Raw genomic sequence first — 21,971 nt, 5'->3', positions numbered from 1 at the left:
GTACACCTCACGGCGACAGCGTCATCGTGTCCTTCGCGGCCTCTTGCACCGCCTTGTCCGAGAAGGGCCACTCGTACAGCTCGCCCTTCGCCCACGCCGTCGTCTGGTCCGTGTAGTTCGGGTGGTAGGCGTGCCCGGAGGCGCCGGAGAGGTTGACCCAGCCGGAGGCGTCGAGGTCCGCCAGGTCCACCACCATCCGCATGGAGGGCACCCACAGCACGTCGTATCCGCCCGCCGCGTTCCAGCCGGTGGCGTTGACGGCCGCCTCGCCGCCGCTGAGGTTCCACGGGCCGCGGTTGAGCATCCACTGCACGACGCCCGGCCCCTCGGTGCCCAGCGTCTGGTTGCGCAGCATCAGTTGGTGCAGGCGACCCCAGGACCAGGTGTCGATGTCCTTGCCCAGCTCGGCGGTCAGCTCCCAGCGGGCGTCGTTCATGGCGTGCTCGAACACCTCGTCGCGGTTCTCGTCGAGGGGCTCGCCGTCGCTGCCGGTGGTCTTCCACCAGCGGTTGTCCTCGTCCTTGAGGATGGTCCGTACGACCTCGAACCACCGGTCGCCGCCGTCGGGCTGGGCGGCGTCCGCGTCGCGCTCACCGCACTCGCGCACGGTGGCGGGGCCGTCCGGGTCGGCCGCCGGGTTGGCGGGCGGCACGCTCAGGCACTCGCCGTTTGGGCGCAGTTCCTTGGGCATCTTGTCGCCGAAGGTGAGCTTGAGGATGTTGCGCCAGACGGCGTTGAAGTACGCGGCCGCCGAGGAGTCGGTGTCCTGGCTGTAGTCCCAGTCCTTCAGCAGGTCCTGGGCCTCGCGCACCATCGGGTCGTCGATCTCGATCTTCAGCAGCAGCGGGGTGAGGAGTTCGGCGATCTCGCTGTGGTTGTCGAGCTGCATGGTGCGCATGTCGTCCGGGGAGATCTTCCCGCCGTCCTTGATCTTCTCCTCGATGAGCTCGGAGATGCGCTGGCTGCGGGCGCCGTAGCCGGGATCGGTGGTCAGAAGATACGGGTAGTCGTCCTCGTCGACGACGGCCTGGTTGGCGGTGACGACGTAGCCGCGGTCGGGGTTCAGCTCCCAGGGCAGCGCGTCGAAGGGGATGTAGCCGTTCCAGGAGTACGCCGGGTCCCAGCCGGGGGCGGGAAGGCTGCCGTCGCCGCTGCCGCGCCGCGGGATCTTGCCGGGGGCCTGGTAGCCGATGTTGCCGTCGGTGTCGGCGTAGACGAGGTTCTGCGAGGGCACGGCGAAGTCGCGGGCGGCCTTGCGGAACTCCTCGAAGTCCGCGGCCTTGTTTATGCCGAAGACCGCGTCCATGGTGCTGGACGGCTCCAGGGCGGTCCAGCGCAGCGAGACGGCGTAGCCGTCGCCGCGGTCGGGCGCGGAGTTGCCCACGGGGGCTTCCTTGCCCACCTCGGCCAGCTCGTCGCTGCGGTCGGAGATCACGGGCCCGTTGCGCGTGGTGCGTACGGTGATGCGTTTGTCCTCGCCGTCCGCGACCTTGATCAGCTCTTCGCGGGTGCCGAACTCGCGTGCCTTGCCGTCGTACAGGTAGCCGTCGTCCTCGACCTTCTCCAGATACAGGTCGGCGACGTCCGCGCCCAGGTTGGTCAGCCCCCAGGAGATGTCGGCGTTGTGGCCTATGACGACGCCCGGCATGCCGGAGAAGGAGAAGCCGCTGACCTCGTACGGGCAGTCGTCGCTGACCCTGGTGCACTGCAGGCCCATCTGGTACCAGACGGAGGGCAGCTGCGCGGACAGGTGCGGGTCGTTGGCGAGCAGCGGTTTCTCCGTGGTCGTCAGGTCGCCGGAGACGACCCAGGAGTTGGAGCCGATGCCGCTGCCGCTGGGGCCGAGGAGGGCGGGGATGTCGTCCATCGTCTTCGCCAGCGAGCCCATCTGGCTGCTGAGGCCCGCGGAGGCGGCGCTGTACGTGTTCTGCGCGCCCGGCACCCCCTGCGCCCCGCCGGCGGCGCTCTGCGGCGCGTAGCCGTCCGTGGTGGCGGAGCCGCCCTCCACGATGGGCTTGTTGCGCTTGTACGGGTACGGCGGGTACAGGTCGGCGATCTCGCCCTCGTCGAAGCGCTGGGAGAGCAGCGAGCGGTCGATCTCGTCCTCGACGTTGGCGCGCAGGTCCCAGGCCATCGCCTTCAGCCAGGCGACGGAGTCGACGGGGGTCCACTTCTCCGGCTCGTAGTCGTTGACGAACCCCAGGGCGGCGTACTCCACGGACAGGCTGGAGCCGCCGTGGTCCGCGAGGTAGGCGTTGACCCCGTCGGCGTAGGCGCGCAGGTACTTCTTGGTCTCCGCCGAGAGCTTCTCGTCGTACTCCTTCTGCGCCACCTGCCGCCAGCCCAGCGTGCGCAGGAACTCGTCGGTCTCGACCTGCTCCTTGCCGAACATCTCCGACAGCCGGCCCGACGTCATGTGGCGGCGGACGTCCATCTCCCAGAAGCGGTCCTGCGCGTGCACGAAGCCCTGCGCCTTGAAGAGGTCCTCCGCGGTGTCCCCGTACAGCGTCGGCACCCCGCGGGCGTCCCGCTTGACCGTGACCGGCGAGGCGAGACCGGGCAGTTTGAGCGACCCGGTCGTCTGCGGGAAGGAGTCGCGCACCGTGCTGACGGTCCAGAACGCGGCGGCGCCGACGCCCAGCACCAGCAAGGTGGCGAGACCGATCGCGACGTAGATGAGGCGGCGCCTCTTGCCTTTCGTGCGGCCGTTCTCGTTGACGGGCATGCCTGTCCTTCTGGAGCCAGCGGAGCACTTGCTGGAGCAACCTTAGGCGCCCGGTCAAGGGGCTCCGTACGGCCCCTGGGCTGTCCCCCGAAGCAGCAGGCGGACGGTCACTCCAGGTAAATTCTCCGTCAAGGTAGAAGAGACGAGAGGGAGAAAGCTGTCAGTCGAAGAACTCAACAAGCTGGCGCTCGTCGCCGCCCTGGTGCTGCTGGTCGCGGTCGCGGCGGTCCGGCTCGCGTCCCGCAGCGGCCTGCCCAGCCTCCTGCTGTACATGGGCATCGGCGTCCTCGTCGGCGAGGACGGCCTGTTCGGCTACGGCTTCGACGACGCCGAACTCACCCAGGTGTTCGGCTACGCGGCCCTCGCCCTGATCCTCGCCGAGGGCGGCCTCGGCACGAAGTGGAGTGAGATCAGACCCGCGCTGCCCGCGGCGGCCGTGCTGTCCACGGCCGGCGTCGCGGTCAGCGTCGGCGTGACGGCGACCGGCGCCCACTACCTGGTCGGCCTGGAGTGGAAGCAGGCGCTCATCATGGGCGCCGTCGTCTCCTCCACGGACGCCGCGGCGGTGTTCTCCGTGCTGCGCAGGGTGCCGCTGCCCAAGCGGGTCACGGGCGTGATGGAGGCCGAGTCCGGGTTCAACGACGCGCCCGTGGTCATCCTGGTCGTCGCCTTCTCCACCTCCGGGCACATCGAGTCGTGGTACGTCCTCCTGGGCGAGATCCTGCTGGAGCTGGCCATCGGGGCGGCGCTCGGGCTGGCGATCGGCTGGCTGGGCTCCATGGCGCTGCGGCACGTGGCGCTGCCGGCCTCCGGCCTGTACCCGATCGCGGTGATGGCCCTCGCCATAGTCGCGTACGCCGTGGGCGCCCTGGCGCACGGCAGCGGCTTCCTGGCGGTCTACCTGGCGGCGATGGTCCTGGGGAACGCCAAGCTGCCGCACTGGTCGGCCACCCGCGGCTTCGCCGACGGGGTGGGCTGGCTGGCCCAGATCGGGATGTTCGTGCTGCTCGGGCTGCTGGTCACGCCGCACGAGCTGGGCGACGACATCCTGCCGGCGGTGATCGTGGGACTGGTGCTGACCATGGTGGCGCGGCCGGCGTCCGTGATCGTGAGCCTGCTGCCGTTCCGCATCCCGTGGCGGGAACAGGCACTGATGTCGTGGGCGGGGCTGCGCGGCGCGGTGCCGATCGTCCTGGCGACGATCCCGATGGTGAACGACGTCCCCGACTCCGGCCGCGTGTTCAACATCGTCTTCGTGCTCGTCATCGTCTACACGATGGTGCAGGGGCCGACGCTGCCGCTGGTGGCCCGGTGGCTGCGGCTCGGGGACACCGACGGTGCGTACGACCTGGGCATCGAGTCGGCGCCGCTGGAGCGGGTGCGGGGGCACCTGCTGTCGCTGTCGGTACCGGAGGGGTCGCGGATGCACGGGGTGGAGGTCGGCGAGCTGCGGCTGCCCCCGGGGGCGGCGGTGACGCTGGTGGTGCGGGACGGGACCAGCTTCGTGCCGACACCGACGGACATCCTGCGGCGCGGGGACGAGCTGCTGGTGGTGACGACGGACAAGGTGCGGGACGCGACGGAGCAGCGGCTGCGGGACGTGGGGCGGGGCGGCAAGCTGGCGCGGTGGCTGTCCGCGGACGAGCGGAGGGCGAGGTAGGACGGAGGGCGGGCTCGTGGCGCGGGCCTGTGGGGGGCGGCTCGTGGAGGGCCCGTTCCCGGGGCGGGCCGGGGGCTCAGGGTCGTCGGTCGTCGGCGCGGGGTGGTGTTCGGTATGGTCGGGGTGGAATTCGTACGAACAGTTGTCTCTGTCTGATGCAGGGCCGGCGCGCCTGACGGGTGCGCACAGCGGACGGCCCTCGGTGCGCGGCACTACCAGGCAGCAGGAAGGACCGGGCCGTGTCGCGCCCGCCCCAGCCTTCGCCCTCCCCCTCCCCCTCGGGATACCCCTCGCCTTCGGGATCGGCCGGTGCCCGGCCCGGCTATCTTCAGTTGCTGCGCACGCCCGGGGCACGGAGCTTCGTCCTCCCCGGCTTCGCCGCCCGCCAGCCGTTCGCGATGCTGACCATGAGCATCGTGCTGCTGGTGCAGCACACGTCCGGCTCGTACACCCTGGCCGGCACTGTGGCCGCCGCGGCGGGCCTGTCCATGGCGTTCTGCGCGCCCGTCAGCGGCAAGCTCGCCGACCGCTACGGGCAGCCAGCGGTGCTGCTGCCGAGCGTGCTGCTGCACACCGCCTCCGTGGCCCTGCTGAGCGTGCTCGCGCTGGCGGGTGCGCCGGGGTGGGCGCTGGTGGCCGCGGCGGTGCCGACGGGCGCGTCCATACCCCAGATCGGGCCGATGGTGCGGGCGCGTTGGTCGCACCTCTTCGCCGCCGGGCCGGATCCGCGCACCCCGTTGCAGCACACGGCAACGGCGTTCGAGTCGGTGACGGACGAGTTCACGTTCGTCGTCGGGCCGGTGCTGGCGGCGGCGCTGTGCACGGGGGTGCATCCGGCGGCCGGCCTGGTGGCCGAGGGAGTGCTGACGCTGGCCGGCGGGCTGCTGTTCGCCGCGCAGCGGCGGACGGCGCCGCCGGTGGGGCGCGGGGAGAGCGGGGACCTGCCGCGGGGGCGGCGGGCCTCCGCGCTGCGGGCGCCGGCGCTGCCGGTGCTGGTCGCGGCGTTCTTCGGCGTCGGCGCGGTCTTCGGCGGGATGCAGGTGTCGCTGACGGCGTTCAGCGAGTCGATCGGCCGCCCCGGGCTGAGCGGGGTCCTGTACGGGGTCTTCGCCGCCGGCAACATGCTCGCCGGCGTGGCCGTCGGCATGATCCACTGGCGCGGTGCGGCGCAGCGGCGGCTGCTCGTCGCGTACCCGCTGCTCGTCGCGACCGCCTCCGGGCTGTGGGCGGTCGCGGGCCTGGGGTCCGCGGCGGCGCTCGGCGGCCTCGGCCTCGCGGTCGGCGTGTGCATCGCGCCCGCGCTGATCACGGGCTTCACGCTGGCGGACGCGCTGGTGCCCAAGGAGGCGCGTACGGAGGCGTTCACCTGGCTGACGGGCGCCGTCGCGCTGGGGCAGGCCGCCGCGACGACGGCCGCCGGCCGGCTGGCCGACGGGCCGGGGGCGTCCGCGGGGTTCCTCGTGCCGCTGGCGGCGACCGCGCTCGCGTGCGCGACCCTGCTGGCGCTGCGGCGGCGGCTGCGGCCTGCGGACAGCCACGGGTCGATCACGGTACGTGGCGGCGGCCGCCCTGTTCCCGCGCCGGTGGACTGACGGCCGGGAATGCTGCATGATGAAGCGTCGTTAGCACTCAACAGTTGAGAGTGCCAGGAGGAAGCACGTGCCGACCTACCAGTACCAGTGCACCGAGTGCGGCGAGGGCCTCGAAGCGGTGCAGAAGTTCACCGACGAGCCGCTGACGGTGTGCCCCGCCTGCCAGGGGCGGCTGCGCAAGGTGTTCTCCGCGGTCGGTGTCGTCTTCAAGGGCTCCGGGTTCTACCGGACGGACAGCCGCAGCGGAGCGGGCTCCAGCGGGTCCGGCTCCTCCGGGTCCGGATCGAGCGAGAAGAAGGGCTCGGAGTCGTCGACTTCGTCTTCTTCCTCCTCTTCGGATTCGTCGTCCTCCTCGTCTTCTTCGTCCTCTTCCTCTTCTTCGTCCTCGTCGTCCTCGTCGTCGAAGTCGGCCAAGTCCTCCAGCGGGACGTCCGCGGCCTGAACGCCGCCGGGCCGGCCGCGCGGTTATCGTTGCGGCATGGCTGAGGCAGTGGCAGAGCAGGCAGAGATCGGCGTCATCGGGGGCTCCGGGTTCTACTCGTTCCTCGACGACGTCACGGAGATCGCCGTCGAGACCCCGTACGGACCGCCGAGCGACTCGCTCTTCCTCGGCGAGATCGCGGGGCGACGCGTCGCGTTCCTCCCCCGCCACGGCCGCAAGCACCACCTGCCGCCGCACCGGATCAACTACCGCGCCAACCTGTGGGCGTTGCGCTCCCTGGGCGTACGGCAGGTCCTGGGGCCCTGCGCCGTGGGCGGGCTGCGGCCGGAGTACGGGCCGGGCACGCTGCTCGTGCCGGACCAGATGGTGGACCGAACGAAGTCGCGCACGCAGACGTACTACGACGGCGAGCAACTGCCCGACGGCGCGACGCCGAACGTGGTGCACGTGAGCCTCGCCGACCCGTACTGCCCGACGGGGCGCGGGGCCGCGCTGAAGGCGGCGCACGAGCGCGACTGGGAGGCGGTCGACGGGGGGACCCTCGTCGTCATCGAGGGGCCCCGGTTCTCCACGCGGGCGGAGTCGGTATGGCACCGGGCGCAGGGGTGGGCCGTGGTCGGGATGACCGGGCACCCGGAAGCGGTGCTGGCCCGTGAACTGGAGCTCTGCTACACGTCGATGACGCTGGTGACGGACCTCGACGCGGGCGCCGAGACGGGCGAGGGCGTCTCGCACGAAGAGGTCCTGGAGGTCTTCGCGGCGAACGTGGGACGGCTGCGGGACGTGCTGTTCGACGCCGTGGGGCGGCTGCCGGCGACGGCGGACCGGAACTGCCTGTGCACGGGGGCGCTGGCGGGGATGGACCCGGGGATCGAGCTGCCGTAGGGGCGGTCGCCCGCCCCGGCGCGCGGGGGCTTTGGGCGCCTTCGTGCGCGATCGTGCGGCATGGGACGGCCGGGTTATCCACAACCGGCGAGTTATCCACAGCCCGGAGCGGGGAGGGCGGGGATCGGGCAGAGTCGAGGGCGTCACGGAACGCGATCGACTTGTCACGTAAAGGTGGTGGCCGCCATGCCCACCCTGGCCCGCGCTCTCCCGGAATCCTTGCCGTCCCGCTCCCGCGGCGGCGCTTCTCCCGGCGCCTCTTCTCCCGGGGCCGGTGCGCGCATGGGCCATGACGAGGCGGCTGCCGGCGGCAACGGCCCCGCCGGGGTGGTGGTTTCACGCGGAAGCGGCGGACTTACGGCAGCACCGGCACCAGCACAGAGATCGATGCCGGGAACGGGATCGGGACACCCACCGGGAGCGAGGCCAGGACCAGGCCCCGGACCGTTGCCGCGTGGCGCGCCGCCGCCGCGCGGAGTGCCGGAGTTCGAGCCGCTGCGCCCCGCGCGCGGGGCCAGGTTGCGGCGGGCGGTGGCGCGTCGGCGGCGCCTGCTGGCCGCCCTGCTCGCGATGGCGGCAGCGGCGCTGGCCGCGTCGCCGCGCGGCGACGCGGAACGCCCGTCGCCCGCCGCGGCGCCGGACGGCCCGGGGAGCGGAGTGCCGGATGATGCCGCCGGCGCGGGCGCCGAGGGGCGCGGCGGTGGTGACGCGGACGCCGGTGAGGTGCTGGCGCCGGTGCGGATCGCGGACGCCGGGGTGGTCGGGCTGCTGAAGCCGGGCGATCTGGTGGACGTTCTGGCCACCGGGGGCGAGGACGGCGGCCCGGCGCGGGTCGTGGCGCGGGCCGCGCGGGTGGCGGAGATCCCGGGGGCCGCGGAGGCGCCGGACGCGGAGCAGGGAGCAGACGCGACGGGGGCGGCGGAGACAGCGGGAACCGCCGGGGCACCGGGATCGACAGAGACGCCGGACGAGGCTTCCGCGCCGAGGGCTGCGGAGGGACAGTGGCCTTCCGGAGCACCGGAGTTGGCGGGGTGGGACGACGGGACGCTGGTGGTGCTGTCCGTGCCGGGGCGCGTGGCCGCGGCGCTCGCCGGTGCGGCGGCCGGCGAAGGGCTGGCGGTGACCCTGCGATGACGACACTTGCGCGGATCGTCACCGGCCCGAGTGGGAGGATTGGACAATCCTTCCGTATCTCTGCCATACCTAGCTGGGTCGGCCGACCCGTCGAGAGTGAAGCGAGGAAGGGCATTGAGCACGCAGGGCGCCGGGAGCACCTCGGACAGTCAGGGCGTCATCGCCGGGTTCAAGCAGTTCCTGATGCGCGGGAACGTGATGGAACTCGCGGTCGCCGTCGTCGTCGGCGCCGCGTTCACGAACATCGTGAACGCGGTGGTGAAGGGCGTCATCAACCCCATCGTCGGCATCTTCGGCTCGAAGAACCTCGACAAGTACCACTCGTGCTTCAGCGACGTCTGCACGACGAGTCCGGAGGGCGAGGTCACCAAGGGCGTCTCGATCCTCTGGGGCCCGGTGCTGAGTGCCACGCTGACGTTCGTGATGACGGCTGCCGTCGTGTACTTCGCCATGATCCTGCCGATGAACAAGCTCAGGGAGCGGCAGGCGGCGAAGGGGGCGGTGGCGGAGACGCCCGCGGAGGCCACGGAGATCGAGCTGCTGACGCAGATCCGCGACGAGCTGGTGGCCCAGCGCAACGGCAACGGCGCCTCGCCGAGCCGCGAAGGCGGCACGCTGCCGACGCAGAGGTAGGGCAGCGGGCGGCTGTCCGCCGACCGCGGGCCCGCGAAGGGCCCGGGCGGCATCGGACCGTGCGGCGTCAGATGTGGTGGGGTGGCTTCTCGTCGAGGAAGCGCGCCAGATCGGCCGCGCTCCCCTCGGCGGCGGGCCGCTCGCCCCAGCCCTCGTCGGTGTCGTCCCGGCTCGGCTGCGCCAGCGGGTCGTCGAAGACGAGCGGGTTCTCGGGCTCGGTGCTCATGCACCCCAGGGTACGCGGCGGCCCCCGCCGGAGGCGGGGGCGCGGTCGGAGGGCCCTCCGGCCGGTCCGGGGGCGGTGGGCGCGCGGTTAGGGTGCGTTGCATGGGCGTGGACGGGATCACGGACGTGGCGGGAGTGCGCGTCGGGCACGCGTCGCGGACCGGGGGCGGCTGGCTGACCGGGACGACGGTGGTGCTCGCTCCCGAGGGCGGTGCCGTCGCCTCCGTGGACGTACGCGGCGGCGGGCCCGGCACCCGGGAGACCGACGCCCTCGACCCGCGCAACATCGTGCAGCGCGTGGAGGCGGTGGTGCTCACGGGCGGCTCCGCGTACGGGCTGGCCGCCGCCTCCGGCGTGCTGGCCTGGCTCGAGGAGCAGGGCCGCGGCTTCCGGGTGGGGCCCGACCCGGCGCAAGTGGTCCCGGTGGTGCCGGCGGCGGCGCTGTTCGACCTGGGCCGCGGCGGCGACTTCCGGGCCCGCCCCGGCGCCGCCATGGGCCGCGAGGCCGCCGCCGCGGCCGCGGACACCCCGTCCGGCGCCCCGGTCGCGCAGGGCAACGTCGGCGCGGGCACGGGTGCGGTGTGCGGGGCGATGAAGGGCGGGGTCGGGTCGGCGAGCACCGTGCTGCCGTCCGGCACCACGGTCGCCGCGCTCGCTGTCGTCAACGCGGCCGGCTCCGGCACCGACCCGGCCACGGGCGCGCTGTATGCGGAGCTGTACGGCGAAGCCGGCGGGACCCCGGGCGGTGGCGCGAAGCCCGGCGAAGCAAAGGGCGGGGATGGGGGGCGGGGGGTCCCCCCCGGGGGTTCTTCGGCGGGTGGCGGGCGGCGCGTCGCGGGCGGTGTCGCGGGAGGGCTGCCCGGGGCGGAGGTGCACGCTGCCGCGGTGCGGCGGCTGGCGGCGGCCCGGGAGGAGACCGCGCGGCGGTTCGCCGCCTCGGCCCGCCCGCCGCTGAACACCACGCTGGCCGTCGTCGCCACGGACGCCGCGCTCGGCAAGGCGCAGGCGCAGAAGATGGCCGGCTCCGCGCACGACGGCCTGGCCCGGGCCGTACGCCCCGCGCACCTGCTCTCCGACGGCGACACGGTGTTCGCCCTGGCCACCGGCGCCCGGCCGCTGCTGCCGCCCGACGACGTCGCCGCCGACCCGGCGTTCGCGGTGCACCAGGAGGCCGGCGCCCTCAACGAGGTGTTCGCGGCCGGTGCGGACGTCCTGACCCGCGCCATGGCCAAGGCGCTCCGCGCCGCCGAAAGCGTCGACGGCCCCGGCGGTGTCTTCCCGTCCTACCGCGACCTCTACGGCACCATCTGAAGCCCGTCCCCTGCGGGGGACACGGGCTGCCGGGGCGCGCGGAGAGCGATGAGTTTCCCGGCGGGCCCGGGTCATCATGGCGACCTGTCGGCCTGCCTGCGTTGCCGCGCCGGCGCATGGCGGCCATACGTGCCTCACCGAGGAAGTGATGCGACATGCGGGAGAGCGAACCGGATGCGGAGCTGGGGCCGTTCTCGTCTCCGGCCGCCCGGGCGACGCCCTGGGCGGCGGCGTTGGCGGTCATCGGCGAGGCGGAGGTGTTCTGGCTCTCCACGGTGCGGCCCGATGGGCGCCCGCACGTGACGCCGCTGCTGGCGGCGTGGAGCCTGGGCGGCATGTGCTTCACCACGGGCGGCCAGGAGCGCAAGGCGCGCAATCTGGACCACGATCCGCACTGCGTGCTGACGACCGGCACGAATGCCCTGACCGGGATGGACGTCGTCATCGAGGGCGTCGCGTCTCCGGTCGACGACCGCTCCGAGCGGGAGCGGGCCGTCGCGGACTTCGAGACGAAGTACGGCGCGCATCTGACCGACCCCGGGGGTACCTGGTACGGGTTGGGCGAGGCCGTCATCGCGGGCGACGTGAGGCTGTACCGGGTGGCGCCGGCCACCGGATTCGCCTTCGGCAAGCTGCCGGTGTCCAGCCAGACCCGCTACACCTGGCCGGGCCGGTGAGTACGGCGCCCTCGCTCCAGCGCCGGGTCCAGGGCATCCTCGACGAACTCGTGGCGTCCGGTGCCGAATCGGGCCTCCAGGTCGCCGTCCACCACCGCGGTGCTCTCGTCGTCGACGCCGTCGCCGGTGCCGCCGACCGCCGCACCGGCCGCGGGATGACCCCGGAGACCCCGGTCTTCAGCTTCTCCGCCGGGAAGGTGATGACGTCGCTGATCGCCCACCTGCTCGTCGGGACCGGTGCCGTCGGCTACGACACGCCGGTGGCCGAGCTGTGGCCGGAGTTCGGTGCCCGCGGCAAGGAGACCGCGACGCTGCGGCATGTGCTGACGCACTCGGCCGGCGTGCCCGCGATGCCCCGCGGTATCGGGCCCGCCGATCTGGCCGACTGGCCGCGGGTGTGCACGGCGCTCGCCGGTGCCGAACCGCGGTGGCGGCCCGGGACGGAAACGGGCTACCACTCGTTCACCTTCGGCTTCCTCGTCGGCGAGGTCGCACGCCGCGCCACGGGCAGACCGATGCGCCGGCTCCTGCACGAGTGGGTCGCCGAGCCCCTGGGCCTCGACGGCGACCTGTACTTCGGTGTACCGCGGGCCGACCTGCCCCGGCTGGCACGGTTGGAGGACGCCGCACCGCGGCCGGTGGAGGACGCCGCACCGCGGCCGGCCGCCCCGCCCGGCGACGGCGCCGTTCTCGCGCCCTGGGAAATGCGGCCGACGGCGGCCATGGGCAACAGCCGCGAGATCCTCCGGGCGGACGTCCCGTCGGTCGGCACCTTCACCGCGCGGGGCGTCGCCGCCATGAACGCCGCGGTCCTCGACGGCCGGCTCATCGGTTCCGGCCGGCTCGGGGAGCTGACGGCGGTGGCCTTCGAGGGCACCGACCAGGTCTTCGGCAACCCTGCGCGGCTCGCGCTCGGCTATCCGCTCGGCCGCATCGGTACGTCACCGGAGGAGACGCCGACCACGTTCGGCTGGGTCGGTGGCGGCGGCAGCTGCGTCTGGGCGGACCCCGTGTCCGGCATCTCGTTCGCCCTGACGAAGACCCGTCTCACCCCCCACTTCGACACCGCGCTGCGGCTCTCGGAGGTGACCGCGGCCGCACTCTGCCCGCGCGCGTGAGCGGGCGGGCAGGAGAAGCCCCCGGTGCCGGGGGGAGACGCCGGGGGCTGTTCGGGGTACGGCGTTACGCGGCCGACTCGAAGCCCGTGTCGCGGGCGAGCTTCTTCAGCTCGACCAGCGCGTGCTTCTCGATCTGCCGGATCCGCTCGCGGGTCAGGCCGTGCTGCTTGCCGACCTCGGTCAGCGTGCGCTCGCGCCCGTCCTCGATGCCGTACCGCGCCTTGATGATCGACGCCGTGCGCGGCTCCAGCCGGCCGATGAGGTCTTCCAGCTCCTCGCGGCGCATCATCACCAGCACGGAGTCCTCCGGCGAGTCCGCGCCGGTGTCCTCCAGCAGGTCGCCGAACTGGGTCTCGCCCTCGTCGTCCACCGACATGTTGAGGCTGACCGGGTCGCGGGCCCAGTCGAGGACGTCCGTCACGCGCTCGGGCGTCGAGCCCAGCTCGGCGGCGACCTCGGCGGGCTCCGGCTCACGGCCGTGCTCGCGGTTGAACTCGCGCTGTACGCGCCGGATGCGGCCCAGCTCCTCGACGAGGTGGACGGGCAGCCGGATCGTCCGGGACTGGTCGGCGATGGAGCGGGTGATGGCCTGGCGGATCCACCACGTGGCGTACGTGGAGAACTTGAAGCCCTTCTTGTAGTCGAACTTCTCGACCGCGCGCACCAGGCCGGCGTTCCCCTCCTGGATCAGGTCGAGGAGCGGCAGCCCGCTGCGCGGGTAGCGGCGGGCGACGGCGACGACCAGGCGGAGGTTCGAGCGGATGAACAGGTCCTTGGCGCGGTCGCCTTGGGCCACGATCGCTTCGAGTTCCTCCCGGTTCGCCGACGCGCTCGGCGCGTCCACCGCCTCGGGCTTCGCCTCGCCGGCGAGCAGCTTCTCGGCGTAGACGCCGGCCTCGATGTCCAGGGAGAGCTCGACTTCCTTCGCGGCGTCGAGCAGCGGCGTCCGCGCGATCTCGTCGAGGTACATCCCGACGAGGTCGCGGTCGGCGATCTCGCCGCTCTTGGCGCGAGCGCCGCGAGCGCTGCTTGCCCCACCGGCCGGGGTCTCGGCCTGGCGGCGGGCGACGGCACGGGTTGCCATGCGTTCTCCCTTGCGAGTGAGTTCGTCAACCGGTGGTCCGACACCTACCGGGTGTCCCTTACGCCCTGTCCAACGAAGAGAATCAGGACAGAATTCCCCTCGAGTGCACCGATTTTCGTGATCTTGCAGTACCCTGCACCGCCACAAGGCAGGCTCAGGTGGCCGTACGGAGCGCCGTACGGGCCGGAGACAGCCTGGTCAGGTCGGGCGGACGGCGGTTGCCGACGCCCTCGGCCGGTGCCGGCGGCAGCGGATCCGCGAGATGCCCGTCACGTTCGACATCGTGGCCTTCCCCCCTGGGCGGCGCCGTCCGGGGCCGCCCTCCCCCTGTGAAGACGGCGCGCGGCGCCTTCTGGTTGCTCCCGCGGCCGGAAAGCGGCGGTGCGGCCTGGGCCCGCGGACCTACGGGGGACCTAGGGCCCGCGGCCGTTACGGGCCGGGCGGGGGCCGCCGTAGGTTCGATGCATGGACATGAGCCGCGAGGAAGCGCGTACGGAGACGGGCCCGGGCCGCACCCGGGACGACAGCGGAGTGCTCGACGAGGCCCTGGAGCGACTGCACGCCTCGGGACCCGAGCGGGACGGCTGGCTGTCCAACCACGGGCCGATGGCCGTCGAGGCCCTGGTGTACGGGGACCGGGCGGCGACCGTGCACCGCTGGCTGGACCGCTACCGCGACAAGCTGGAGGACATGCCGCCGCAGGCCCGCCCCATCGACCCCGCGGCCTGGCGCGAGGCGCTCGGCGACCCGTCGCGGCTCGGCGACTGGCCGGCGTACTTCGCGCGGGAGCTCACGGACCGCCCGTGGCGCGAGGTGCTGGCCGAGTGGTGGCCGCGGCTGCTGCCCGGGCTGGCCGGCGCCGCCACGCACACGGTGATCCGCGCGGGCCATGCGGTACGGACCCTCCAGGACACCGAGGCCGCGGGCCGGACCGTCACCGAGCCCCGCGTCACGGAGTTGGCGCACGCCCTGGGCTACTGGGCCGCCCGTTACGCCCGGCTGCCCAGCGCCCCCGTCCCCGACGGCACCGCGACGCCGGACGCCGCGCTGGCCGGCGTGCCCGCCGTGCCGGCGCAGGCCGGCGGGATCCGGGAGCGGCTGGCGCAGCTCACCCCGGAGTCGACGCCCGGCTGGCCGGCGGCGGTGAGCGCGCTGGCCCCGGCGCGTACGCCGGAGGAGGCCCGCGAGGCGCTGGCCGGGCTGGTGCGGGCCGCGGTCCACCGCTATGCGGCGTACGGCCACGGCGAGCCGCTGATGCTGGTGCACGCCGCGACCGCCCCGAACGCCGTGCTCCGCACCCTGCCCGCGCTCCCCCGCGACCTGTGGGTCCCGAGCTACGCCGCCGCGTGGGCGGCGAGCGCCGCCGTCACCGCCGCGTACGAACCGGCCGCCCCGCTGCCGCCGGAGCGCATCCCCGCGCCGCCGGCGGGGGACGCGGCGCAGGCGGCGGACGAGTTGCTGACCCGGGCGGCGGCGCACGGCGACGAGCACACGATCAAGTTCGTCGACACGGCGCTCGACGTCGGCGACGACACCGCGCGGGTCGCGGCGCTGCAGTCGGTCGCGCTCCTCGACCCGGTGTTCTGACGCGGCCCGTACGCCTGCGCGTACGCGCCGCCGCGCATGCGCACGAGCGCGGGTATAGTTGAAGTCTAAACTTCCAGAGGATTCAGGACTCGCCATGCCGACCATGCCCGCGCTCTACCTCTCCCACGGCGCCCCGCCGCTGGCCGACGACCCCGTCTGGCCCGCCGAGCTGGCGGCCTGGGCCGCCGACCTGCCCCGCCCGCGCGCCGTCCTCGTGGTCTCGGCGCACTGGGAGGAGGCCCCGCTCGCCCTCGGCGCCACCACCACCGTCCCGCTGGTCCACGACTTCTGGGGCTTCCCCGAGCGCTACTACCGCGTGCGCTACCCGGCCCCCGGCGCCCCCGCGCTGGCCGAGTCGGTGCGCAAGCTGCTGCGCACCCCCGGCGACGGCGTGCAGGACTTCCCGGACCGCGGCCTCGACCACGGCGCCTACGTGCCGCTGGTGGAGATGTACCCGGACGCCGACATCCCCGTGCTCCAGATCTCCATGCCGACCCTCGACCCGGAGCGGCTGCTCGCCCTCGGCCGCCGGCTCGCGCCGCTGCGCGAGGAGGGCGTGCTGATCGTGGGCAGCGGCTTCTTCACCCACAACCTCGCCGCGCTGCGGCACAAGGGCGACGGGCCGCCGGCGTGGTCCGCGGAGTTCGACGCCTGGGGCCGGGAGGCGCTGGCGGCGCAGGACGTGGACGGGCTGCTGGACTTCGCGCACAAGTCGCCCGCCGGCCGGCTGGCCCACCCCCGTACCGAGCACTTCGCGCCGTTGTTCGTCACCCTCGGCGCCGCCGAGGGCGACCTGGCCGGCCAGCGCAGCGTCATCGACGGCTTCTGGATGGGGCTGGCCAAGCGCTCCCTCCAACTCGGCTGAGATCCGGGGAGACTGAGAAACAGAGAAAGACAGAGAGACAGAGAGAGACAGAGAGAGCCGGCGCAGGCAGGCATGCCGAAGGCCCCTTCCCGTCCCCCCGAGGAACGGAAAGGGGCCTTCGCTCAGCCCTGAACTCTCCTTTGAGTCAGTGCGCGAGCGCGGTCAGTGGACCATCACCGGCGCCTGCGCCTCGTCCGCCGTGCCCGCGCCCGTGCCGTCGCCGGAGACCTCGTGGCCTCCCTGGGCCCGGGCGTTGACCAGGGCGTACGCGATGGCGGCGGAGACCACCAGGATGCCGACGGCCCACCAGATCGCCGTCGAGTAGCCGTGCACGGCCGCGGAGTTCTCGAAGCCCTGGCGGCCCAGGCTGCGGGCCTCGGAGCCGTGCGAGGAGATCCAGTCGGTCGTGGCACTGGCGGCGATCGTGTTCAGCAGCGCGGTGCCGATGGCGCCGCCGACCTGCTGCGAGGTGTTGACCATCGCCGAGGCGACGCCGGAGTCGCGCGGCTCCACCCCGAAGGTGGCCAGGGACATGGCCGGCATGAACGCCGTGCCGAGGCCCAGGCCCAGCAGGATGAGACCGGGCAGGACGACTGCGGCGTACGAGCTGCCGGGCTCGATCTGGGCCAGCAGCAGCATGCCGAGGGCGCCCACGAGGAAGCCGGGCACCAGCAGCAGCCGCGGCTGCACGCGGGTCATCAGCCGGGCGCCGATCTGCGTCGAGCCGATGATCATGCCCACGATCATCGGGAGGAACGCCAGGCCGGTCTTGACCGGGGTGTACCCCTTCACGACCTGCAGGTAGTAGGTGAGGAACAGGAAGACGCCGAACATCGCGATGACCGCGAGGCCGAGCGACAGGTAGATGCCGCCGCGGTTGCGGTCGAGCAGGACGCGCAGCGGCAGCAGCGGGTTCTTGACCCTGGCCTCCACCGCCACGAACGCGGCCAGCAGCACCACGGACGCGACGAACATGACCAGCGTCAGGGTGTCGGTCCAGCCGTTCGACTCGGCCCGGGTGAAGCCGTAGACCAGCGCCACCAGACCGGTGGTCGCCAGCAGCACGCCCGGGATGTCGAGCGTGGAGCGGTTCCGGCTGCCCTTGGGGTCGTGGATGACGGCCATCGCGCCGAGGATGGCGACGACGGCGAACGGGATGTTCACGAAGAACGTCCAGCGCCAGTCCAGGTACTCGGTCAGCACGCCGCCGAGGATCAGCCCGACGCCGCCGCCGGCGCCGGCGATGGCGCCGTAGATGCCGAACGCCTTGGCCCGCTCCTTGCCGTCGGTGAAGAGGACGGCGAGCAGGGACAGGGCGGCGGGCGCGAGCAGCGCGCCGAAGACGCCCTGCAGGGCGCGGGCGCCGAACATCATGACCTCGCCGGTCGCCGCGCCGCCGAGCGCGGAGGCGGCGGCGAAGCCGGCGAGGCCGGTGATGAAGGTGCGCTTGCGGCCCCAGAGGTCGGCGATGCGGCCGCCGAAGAGCAGCAGGCCGCCGAAGGCGAGCGCGTAGGCCGTGATGACCCACTGGCGGTTGCCGTCGGAGATGCCGAGGTCCTCCTGCGCGGAGGGCAGCGCGATGTTCACGATGGTCGCGTCGAGGACGACCATCAGCTGGGCCACAGCGATGAACGCGAGGGCTTTCCAGCGCCTCGGATCAGGCTGCAGTGCCGTTTCTGGCATGGGGGTACCCACCATTCGAGTTCAGGGTTGATCTTGGTACGAATCAGAACGAACCGGTGCTCATCACCGCACAGGGCTCGGAAGGAAGAAGAGTCTCGATGATCAGAACAGACTCATCGGCCGTGGATCACCTCATTTTCATGTGCCCTTCTGCCTGAGAGCCTCGAACGTGGCGGCACTGCCGGACAGCGTTGACCTGGCCGGATTCATCAGCCCGTCGAGAAACAGCTCCAGGTGCCGGTGCGTGTACGTGTCGAACCCCACACTGCATTCCAGACCGGGCAGCGGTCGGGTGAGCTGGGCGAGCGCGACCATCAGGTCGCCGACGCCGACGTCCGCCCGGAGCGTGCCCTCGGCGCGGGCCCGCGCCATCAGGTTCTCCAGTGCGGTGTCGAGCCGCTCGCGCATGGCCGCCACTTCGGCGGCCGCGACATCGAAGCCGTCGGCGAGCAGCGGGCACAGCGACCCGATCCGCTCGTCGGCGCCCCGGTGGACGAAGCCCCGCAGCGCCTCGAACGCGTCGGCGTCCTCGGCGAGCGCGGCCTCCGCCAGCTCCGCGATGCGGCGCATGGACTTCAGGGTCACCTGGATGATCAGCTCGCGGCGGTCGGCGAAGTGCCGGTAGACCGTCGCGTTGCCGACGCCGGCGCGGCGGGCGATCTCGTCGAGCGGGACCTCGGGGCCCCACTCCACGAACGCCTCCCGGGCGGCGTCGATGATCCGTTCGCGGTTGCGGGAGGCGTCGGCGCGCATACGCGGCTGCCGCTGCTCGGGGAGCGTGGCGCCCTTGCGCATGCCCATGGTTGCCTCCCTGGTGGCTTCCGGGGAATCACTCCCCGCTTTCTTTCGACACCAGCTAAACGGGGAAGCACTCCCCGCTATTTCCCGGCTCTCCTGTGATCTGCGCCACGCAGGCCCCCGGGCGCCGCCCGGACGCGCTCGGGCGCCCCGGCACCGATAACTTGGGGCACGTACCGTCTTTCGCTCCAGACTCGGAGGCTGACCGCCATGGCAACCACCCGCACCGCGAAGACCCACTGGGAGGGCAACCTGCTCGAGGGCAAGGGGACCGTCGCCCTCGAGTCCTCCAAGATCGGCACGTACGACGTGAGCTGGCCGGCCCGCTCCGCCGAGCCCGGCGGCAAGACCAGCCCCGAGGAGCTGATCGCGGCGGCCCACTCGGCGTGCTACTCCATGGCCTTCTCGCACGGCCTGGCCGGCAAGGGCCACACGGTCGAGTCCCTCGACACCAGCGCCGACGTGACGTTCCAGCCGGGCGAGGGCATCACCGGCATCGTGCTGACGGTGCGCGCGACGGTGCCGGGGCTGTCCGAGGAGGACTTCCAGGCGGCCGCCGAGGACGCCAAGAAGAACTGCCCGGTGAGCCAGGCGCTGGCGGGCGTCAAGAACATCACGCTCGACGCCAAGCTGGTCTGAGCCCGGGCATGACGCACGGTCCGGCCCGGCCGCACGGGCGGCGGGGCCGACGCGGATCGCCCGGTCCGCGCCATGGCGCGGACCGGGCGATCCGCTGTGCGTCCCCGGGCCGGGCCGGAGCCGAGCCGGGGAAGGGCCGTCAGGTGGTGCCGGACGGGTCCGGCGAGGTGGAGTCGTCCGGGCACGGGGACTCACCCGGATCGCCGGGGTCACCCGGGTCGCCGGGGTCGCCGGGGTCGCCGGTGTCACCGGTGCCGCCCTCGCTGGGCGACGGCGAATCGCCGGGGTCGGCGGAGCAGCTGTCGCTGGGGTCCGGGTCGCCGGGGTCGCCCGTGCCGCCGCCGGGGTCGCCGCCCGGGTCGCCGGAGCCGCCGGTCTCACCCGGTTCGCTGGGGCTGGGCCCGGGGCTCGGGTCGCCACCGCCGGAGTCGCCGCCCGGGTCGCCCGTACCGCCCGGATCCCCGGTGCCGCCCGAGCCGCCCGAGCCGCCCGTACCCCCCGAACTGCCGCCCGGCGGGTCCGGCTTCGGCCCCACGACGATGCCGCCGCCCGGCCCGTCGGAGCCGCCGCCCGGCGTCTTGCGGCTGCCCTTCTCCGGTACGGAACGGGGGTTGCCGGCGCCGGAGCTGGCGGGCAGTACGCCCGTGCCGTCCGGCACGGCGTGCACGCCGGAGCGGTAGAACCCGAGCCACGCCAGCACGGTGTTGAGGTAGTCCCGCGAGTAGTTGTAGCTCAGGATCGCCCGGTCCAGGTCCGCCGCCGCCGTCAGGTCCCGCGCGCCCGCGCACAGGTAGTTGCCGGCCGCCAGCGTCGCGTCGTAGACGTTGTTCGGGTCCGAGCGCCCGTCGCCGTTGCCGTCCGCGGCCCACCCCGCCCACGTCGACGGGATGAACTGCATCGGCCCCACGGCCCGGTCGAAGCCGGTGTCGCCGTCGTAGCGGCCGCCGTCGGTGTCGGCGATGTTCGCGAAGCCGTTGCCGTTGAGCACGGGCCCGAGGATCGGGGTCAGGGTGGTGCCGTCCGCGTCGACCGCGCCGCCGCGGGCGTGGCCGGACTCCACCTTGCCGATGGCGGCCAGCAGTTCCCACGGCAGCCCGCAGCCGGGGTCGCTCACCGCGAGCCGCCGCTCCGCCTTGCGGTATGCGGCGAGCACGGTCGCCGGGACGCCCGACTGCTGCTCGATCACGGCGGGCGGCGTCGGATCCGTGCCGACGACCGGGTCCATGCCCTGCAGCGGCGGGATCTCGGTGTGGTACTGCCCGTCGCCCGGGGTCCCCGGCGGCAGCACGGGCGCGGTGTCGAGCCGGTCGTCGGCCCCGCCGCCGCCCGCCGCCCGGCCGGGTTCGTCGCCCGGGGCCTGCGAGGCGGTGAGCGCGACCATCGCCGCCGCCGCGAGCGCCGCCGTCGCCACGCTGTGGCGCATCCTGCTGAGTGAAGCCATGGACCTGCCTCCCGGCGGAAGTCGAGGGTGTGCAGTGGTTCGCCGTGGACATCGTGAAGCGCCGTGGCCGTCGTGAACGCCGTGCCCGCCCTGCCGTCAGCCGAAGGTGTCGATGTTCGAGATCCGCCACCTGCCGTCGTCCTTCACCGCGTCCACCGCGACCATCGCGGCGCCGTACGACGTCTCGTCCGTGTCCGTACGGGTGTTGCGCTGGTCGGCGAAGACCAGCACGCGGGCCGCACCGTCGTCGGCGAGTTCCACGGCCGAGTCGGTCACGGTGGTGGTGAGGACGAGCTTCTGCGACGGGGCCTGCTCGCGGACGTCCGCGAGCATCTGCCGGTGCTGGCCGACGGCCTTGCCGGTGAGGTACGTGCGGGCCGCCTGCCGGTTCTCGTCGAGGTCGGTGTAGTCGACGGAGAACACCGCCTCCACGGCCTCGCCGACGCCGCCCTTGACCTCGCTGGTCAGCGGGGCGTCCACGAGCGCCGCGTTCTCCGCGGCCGGGTCGTCGCCGCCGCTCGCCTGCACGGCGGCGAAGGCCGCGAAGCAGCCGAGGAGTACGGCGGCGGCGCCCAGCGCCGCGGTGAGGCGCCCGCCGCGCGCCGGCGCCGCGGAGCCGGCGCCGCGGTCCCCGCCGCCGCCCCGCGGGCGCCGCGCGGGCACCGGGCCCTGCTTGGCGGCGGACTCCGCCGGCCGGGCCGCGGGCCGGGTCCTGGGCCTGGCACGTACGGCGGACGCGGACTGCCGCCGGGCCGCCGCCGGGGACTCCCCGGCGGGGGGTGCGGTGCGGCGGCGCCGGTTGATCAGGTGGCGGGTCGTCGACATCTGTGCGGTCCTCTCCGGAAGTTCACTGCCCGGCTTCGCCGGCCCGGCCCGAGTCCGAGCCCGATCCCTGGTCGGCGCCCTGGCCGGAGCCCTCGCCCGACCCCTCGCTCGCGTTCCCGCCCGCGGAGTCGCCCGCCGGCGCCTGCCCGAGGGCACTGAGCTTCCAGCCGTCGCCGGTGCGGGTGACCTCGCCGAGCATCCGGCTCTGCTTCGCCTGCGGCTTCTCCCCGGGCGCGGCGACGGTGATACGGACCGCCACCAGCACGTCCGCCCGGCCGGCCCGGTCGTCCAGCTCGGTCAGCGCCGCCGACAGCACCTCGGCCGTGGTCACCGTCTCCGCCTTCCGCACCTCCTTCTCGAACCCGTCGCGGCCCTGCCGGAGTTGGGTGAGGAGTTCGCCGGTGGCGGACGCCTCCCAGCGGTCCAGGCCCTCGTCCAGGTCGCGGTGGTCGAGGGTGTTGAGGTTCGTCACGGCCTGCCGGGCGGCGGCCAGCGCGTCGTCCCGGGAGGCGGCGAAGTCCGCCGCGTCGTCGTCGGCGGCCGCGTACCAGGAGGTGCCGGCCCAGGCCGCGAGCACCGCCGCCAGCGCCACCGCCACGAGGGCCAGCGCCAGCAGGGGGTTCTTCCTGAGGCTCACGTCGATCCGC

19 protein-coding genes and 1 pseudogene are annotated in these 21,971 nt (G+C 73.5%); 12 read left to right on the top strand and 8 right to left on the bottom strand.

All coding sequences use genetic code 11. From position 1 onward, the window contains the following. Positions 1-7: 7 nt before the first annotated feature. The gene (locus LG396_RS27240) at positions 8-2,725 is read right to left on the bottom strand and encodes a penicillin acylase family protein (RefSeq protein WP_225796788.1); all 2,718 of its coding nucleotides are present in this window, start codon (positions 2,723-2,725) and stop codon (positions 8-10) included. Between the two features lie 202 nt (positions 2,726-2,927). Here LG396_RS27240 and LG396_RS27235 point away from each other — a divergent pair, with 202 nt between their 5' ends. The 6 genes from LG396_RS27235 (at position 2,928) to mscL (ending at position 9,071) form a co-directional block, all read left to right on the top strand. Continuing rightward, positions 2,928-4,385, top strand: coding sequence for a potassium/proton antiporter (locus LG396_RS27235; protein ID WP_308190131.1), 1,458 nt, complete (start codon positions 2,928-2,930; stop codon positions 4,383-4,385). Between the two features lie 332 nt (positions 4,386-4,717). Further along, on the top strand, positions 4,718-5,977 hold the full coding sequence (locus LG396_RS27230; RefSeq protein ID WP_225796787.1) for an MFS transporter: 1,260 nt from the start codon (positions 4,718-4,720) through the stop codon (positions 5,975-5,977). A gap of 67 nt (positions 5,978-6,044) precedes the next feature. After that, on the top strand, positions 6,045-6,419 hold the full coding sequence (locus LG396_RS27225; protein ID WP_225796786.1) for an FmdB family zinc ribbon protein: 375 nt from the start codon (positions 6,045-6,047) through the stop codon (positions 6,417-6,419). A 36-nt stretch (positions 6,420-6,455) separates the two neighbouring features. Further along, positions 6,456-7,304 (top strand): S-methyl-5'-thioadenosine phosphorylase, encoded by an 849-nt coding sequence (locus tag LG396_RS27220; RefSeq protein WP_100299576.1) that lies wholly within the window; start codon positions 6,456-6,458, stop codon positions 7,302-7,304. Positions 7,305-7,835: 531 nt separating this feature from the next. Further along, on the top strand, positions 7,836-8,438 hold the full coding sequence (locus tag LG396_RS27215; RefSeq protein WP_225796785.1) for a hypothetical protein: 603 nt from the start codon (positions 7,836-7,838) through the stop codon (positions 8,436-8,438). 114 nt (positions 8,439-8,552) lie between these two features. After that, the gene (gene mscL, locus LG396_RS27210) at positions 8,553-9,071 is read left to right on the top strand and encodes a large conductance mechanosensitive channel protein MscL (protein WP_037745704.1); all 519 of its coding nucleotides are present in this window, start codon (positions 8,553-8,555) and stop codon (positions 9,069-9,071) included. Between the two features lie 67 nt (positions 9,072-9,138). On the opposite strand, the gene LG396_RS27205 is transcribed toward mscL, so the two are convergent. Next, complete coding sequence (locus tag LG396_RS27205; protein WP_018839180.1) at positions 9,139-9,297, bottom strand: hypothetical protein; 159 nt, start codon at positions 9,295-9,297, stop codon at positions 9,139-9,141. Between the two features lie 101 nt (positions 9,298-9,398). On the opposite strand from LG396_RS27205, the gene LG396_RS27200 reads away from it, so the two are divergent. From LG396_RS27200 to LG396_RS27190, 3 genes are all read left to right on the top strand, one after another. Next, positions 9,399-10,607: a P1 family peptidase gene (locus tag LG396_RS27200; RefSeq protein ID WP_225796784.1), complete on the top strand. Its 1,209-nt coding sequence runs from the start codon at positions 9,399-9,401 to the stop codon at positions 10,605-10,607. Between the two features lie 155 nt (positions 10,608-10,762). Then, on the top strand, positions 10,763-11,284 hold the full coding sequence (locus tag LG396_RS27195; protein ID WP_225796783.1) for a pyridoxamine 5'-phosphate oxidase family protein: 522 nt from the start codon (positions 10,763-10,765) through the stop codon (positions 11,282-11,284). Beyond that, positions 11,281-12,402 (top strand): serine hydrolase domain-containing protein, encoded by a 1,122-nt coding sequence (locus tag LG396_RS27190; protein WP_225796782.1) that lies wholly within the window; start codon positions 11,281-11,283, stop codon positions 12,400-12,402. Before LG396_RS27195 ends, LG396_RS27190 begins: the two co-directional genes overlap by 4 nt. A gap of 64 nt (positions 12,403-12,466) precedes the next feature. Here the strand turns inward: LG396_RS27190 and LG396_RS27185 are convergent, their stop codons facing one another. Next, on the bottom strand, positions 12,467-13,486 hold the full coding sequence (locus tag LG396_RS27185; protein ID WP_037745695.1) for a sigma-70 family RNA polymerase sigma factor: 1,020 nt from the start codon (positions 13,484-13,486) through the stop codon (positions 12,467-12,469). Positions 13,487-13,951: 465 nt separating this feature from the next. Here LG396_RS27185 and LG396_RS27180 point away from each other — a divergent pair, with 465 nt between their 5' ends. Together LG396_RS27180 and LG396_RS27175 are read left to right on the top strand one after the other, a co-directional pair. Beyond that, a complete protein-coding gene (locus LG396_RS27180; protein WP_225796781.1) occupies positions 13,952-15,073 on the top strand; it encodes a questin oxidase family protein in 1,122 nt (373 codons plus the stop codon). 94 nt (positions 15,074-15,167) lie between these two features. Continuing rightward, on the top strand, positions 15,168-15,938 hold the full coding sequence (locus LG396_RS27175; RefSeq protein ID WP_225796780.1) for a dioxygenase family protein: 771 nt from the start codon (positions 15,168-15,170) through the stop codon (positions 15,936-15,938). Positions 15,939-16,100: 162 nt separating this feature from the next. On the opposite strand, the gene LG396_RS27170 is transcribed toward LG396_RS27175, so the two are convergent. Next, positions 16,101-17,621 (bottom strand): MFS transporter, encoded by a 1,521-nt coding sequence (locus LG396_RS27170; protein WP_225796779.1) that lies wholly within the window; start codon positions 17,619-17,621, stop codon positions 16,101-16,103. Between the two features lie 138 nt (positions 17,622-17,759). Beyond that, entirely contained in the window at positions 17,760-18,422 is a 663-nt protein-coding gene (locus LG396_RS27165; protein ID WP_130456201.1) for a TetR/AcrR family transcriptional regulator, read from the bottom strand. Between the two features lie 207 nt (positions 18,423-18,629). On the opposite strand from LG396_RS27165, the gene LG396_RS27160 reads away from it, so the two are divergent. Continuing rightward, entirely contained in the window at positions 18,630-19,058 is a 429-nt protein-coding gene (locus LG396_RS27160; RefSeq protein WP_018839169.1) for an OsmC family protein, read from the top strand. Positions 19,059-19,197: 139 nt separating this feature from the next. Here the strand turns inward: LG396_RS27160 and LG396_RS27155 are convergent, their stop codons facing one another. From LG396_RS27155 to LG396_RS27145, 3 genes and pseudogenes are all read right to left on the bottom strand, one after another. Then, positions 19,198-20,499, bottom strand: a complete 1,302-nt coding sequence (locus LG396_RS27155; RefSeq protein WP_225796778.1) for a lytic transglycosylase domain-containing protein — start codon at positions 20,497-20,499, stop codon at positions 19,198-19,200. Positions 20,500-20,595: 96 nt separating this feature from the next. Next, a complete protein-coding gene (locus LG396_RS27150) occupies positions 20,596-21,324 on the bottom strand; it encodes a hypothetical protein (protein WP_225796777.1) in 729 nt (242 codons plus the stop codon). Between the two features lie 115 nt (positions 21,325-21,439). Next, positions 21,440-21,967, bottom strand: a pseudogene (locus tag LG396_RS27145) (Rv1363c family protein); the annotation flags it as partial. Positions 21,968-21,971: the final 4 nt, after the last annotated feature.

This window comes from Streptomyces aculeolatus (assembly GCF_020400605.1).
In the GTDB taxonomy this organism is placed as follows: Bacteria; Actinomycetota; Actinomycetes; order Streptomycetales; family Streptomycetaceae; genus Streptomyces; species Streptomyces aculeolatus.
This window is presented reverse-complemented; position numbering and strand designations above follow the sequence as displayed.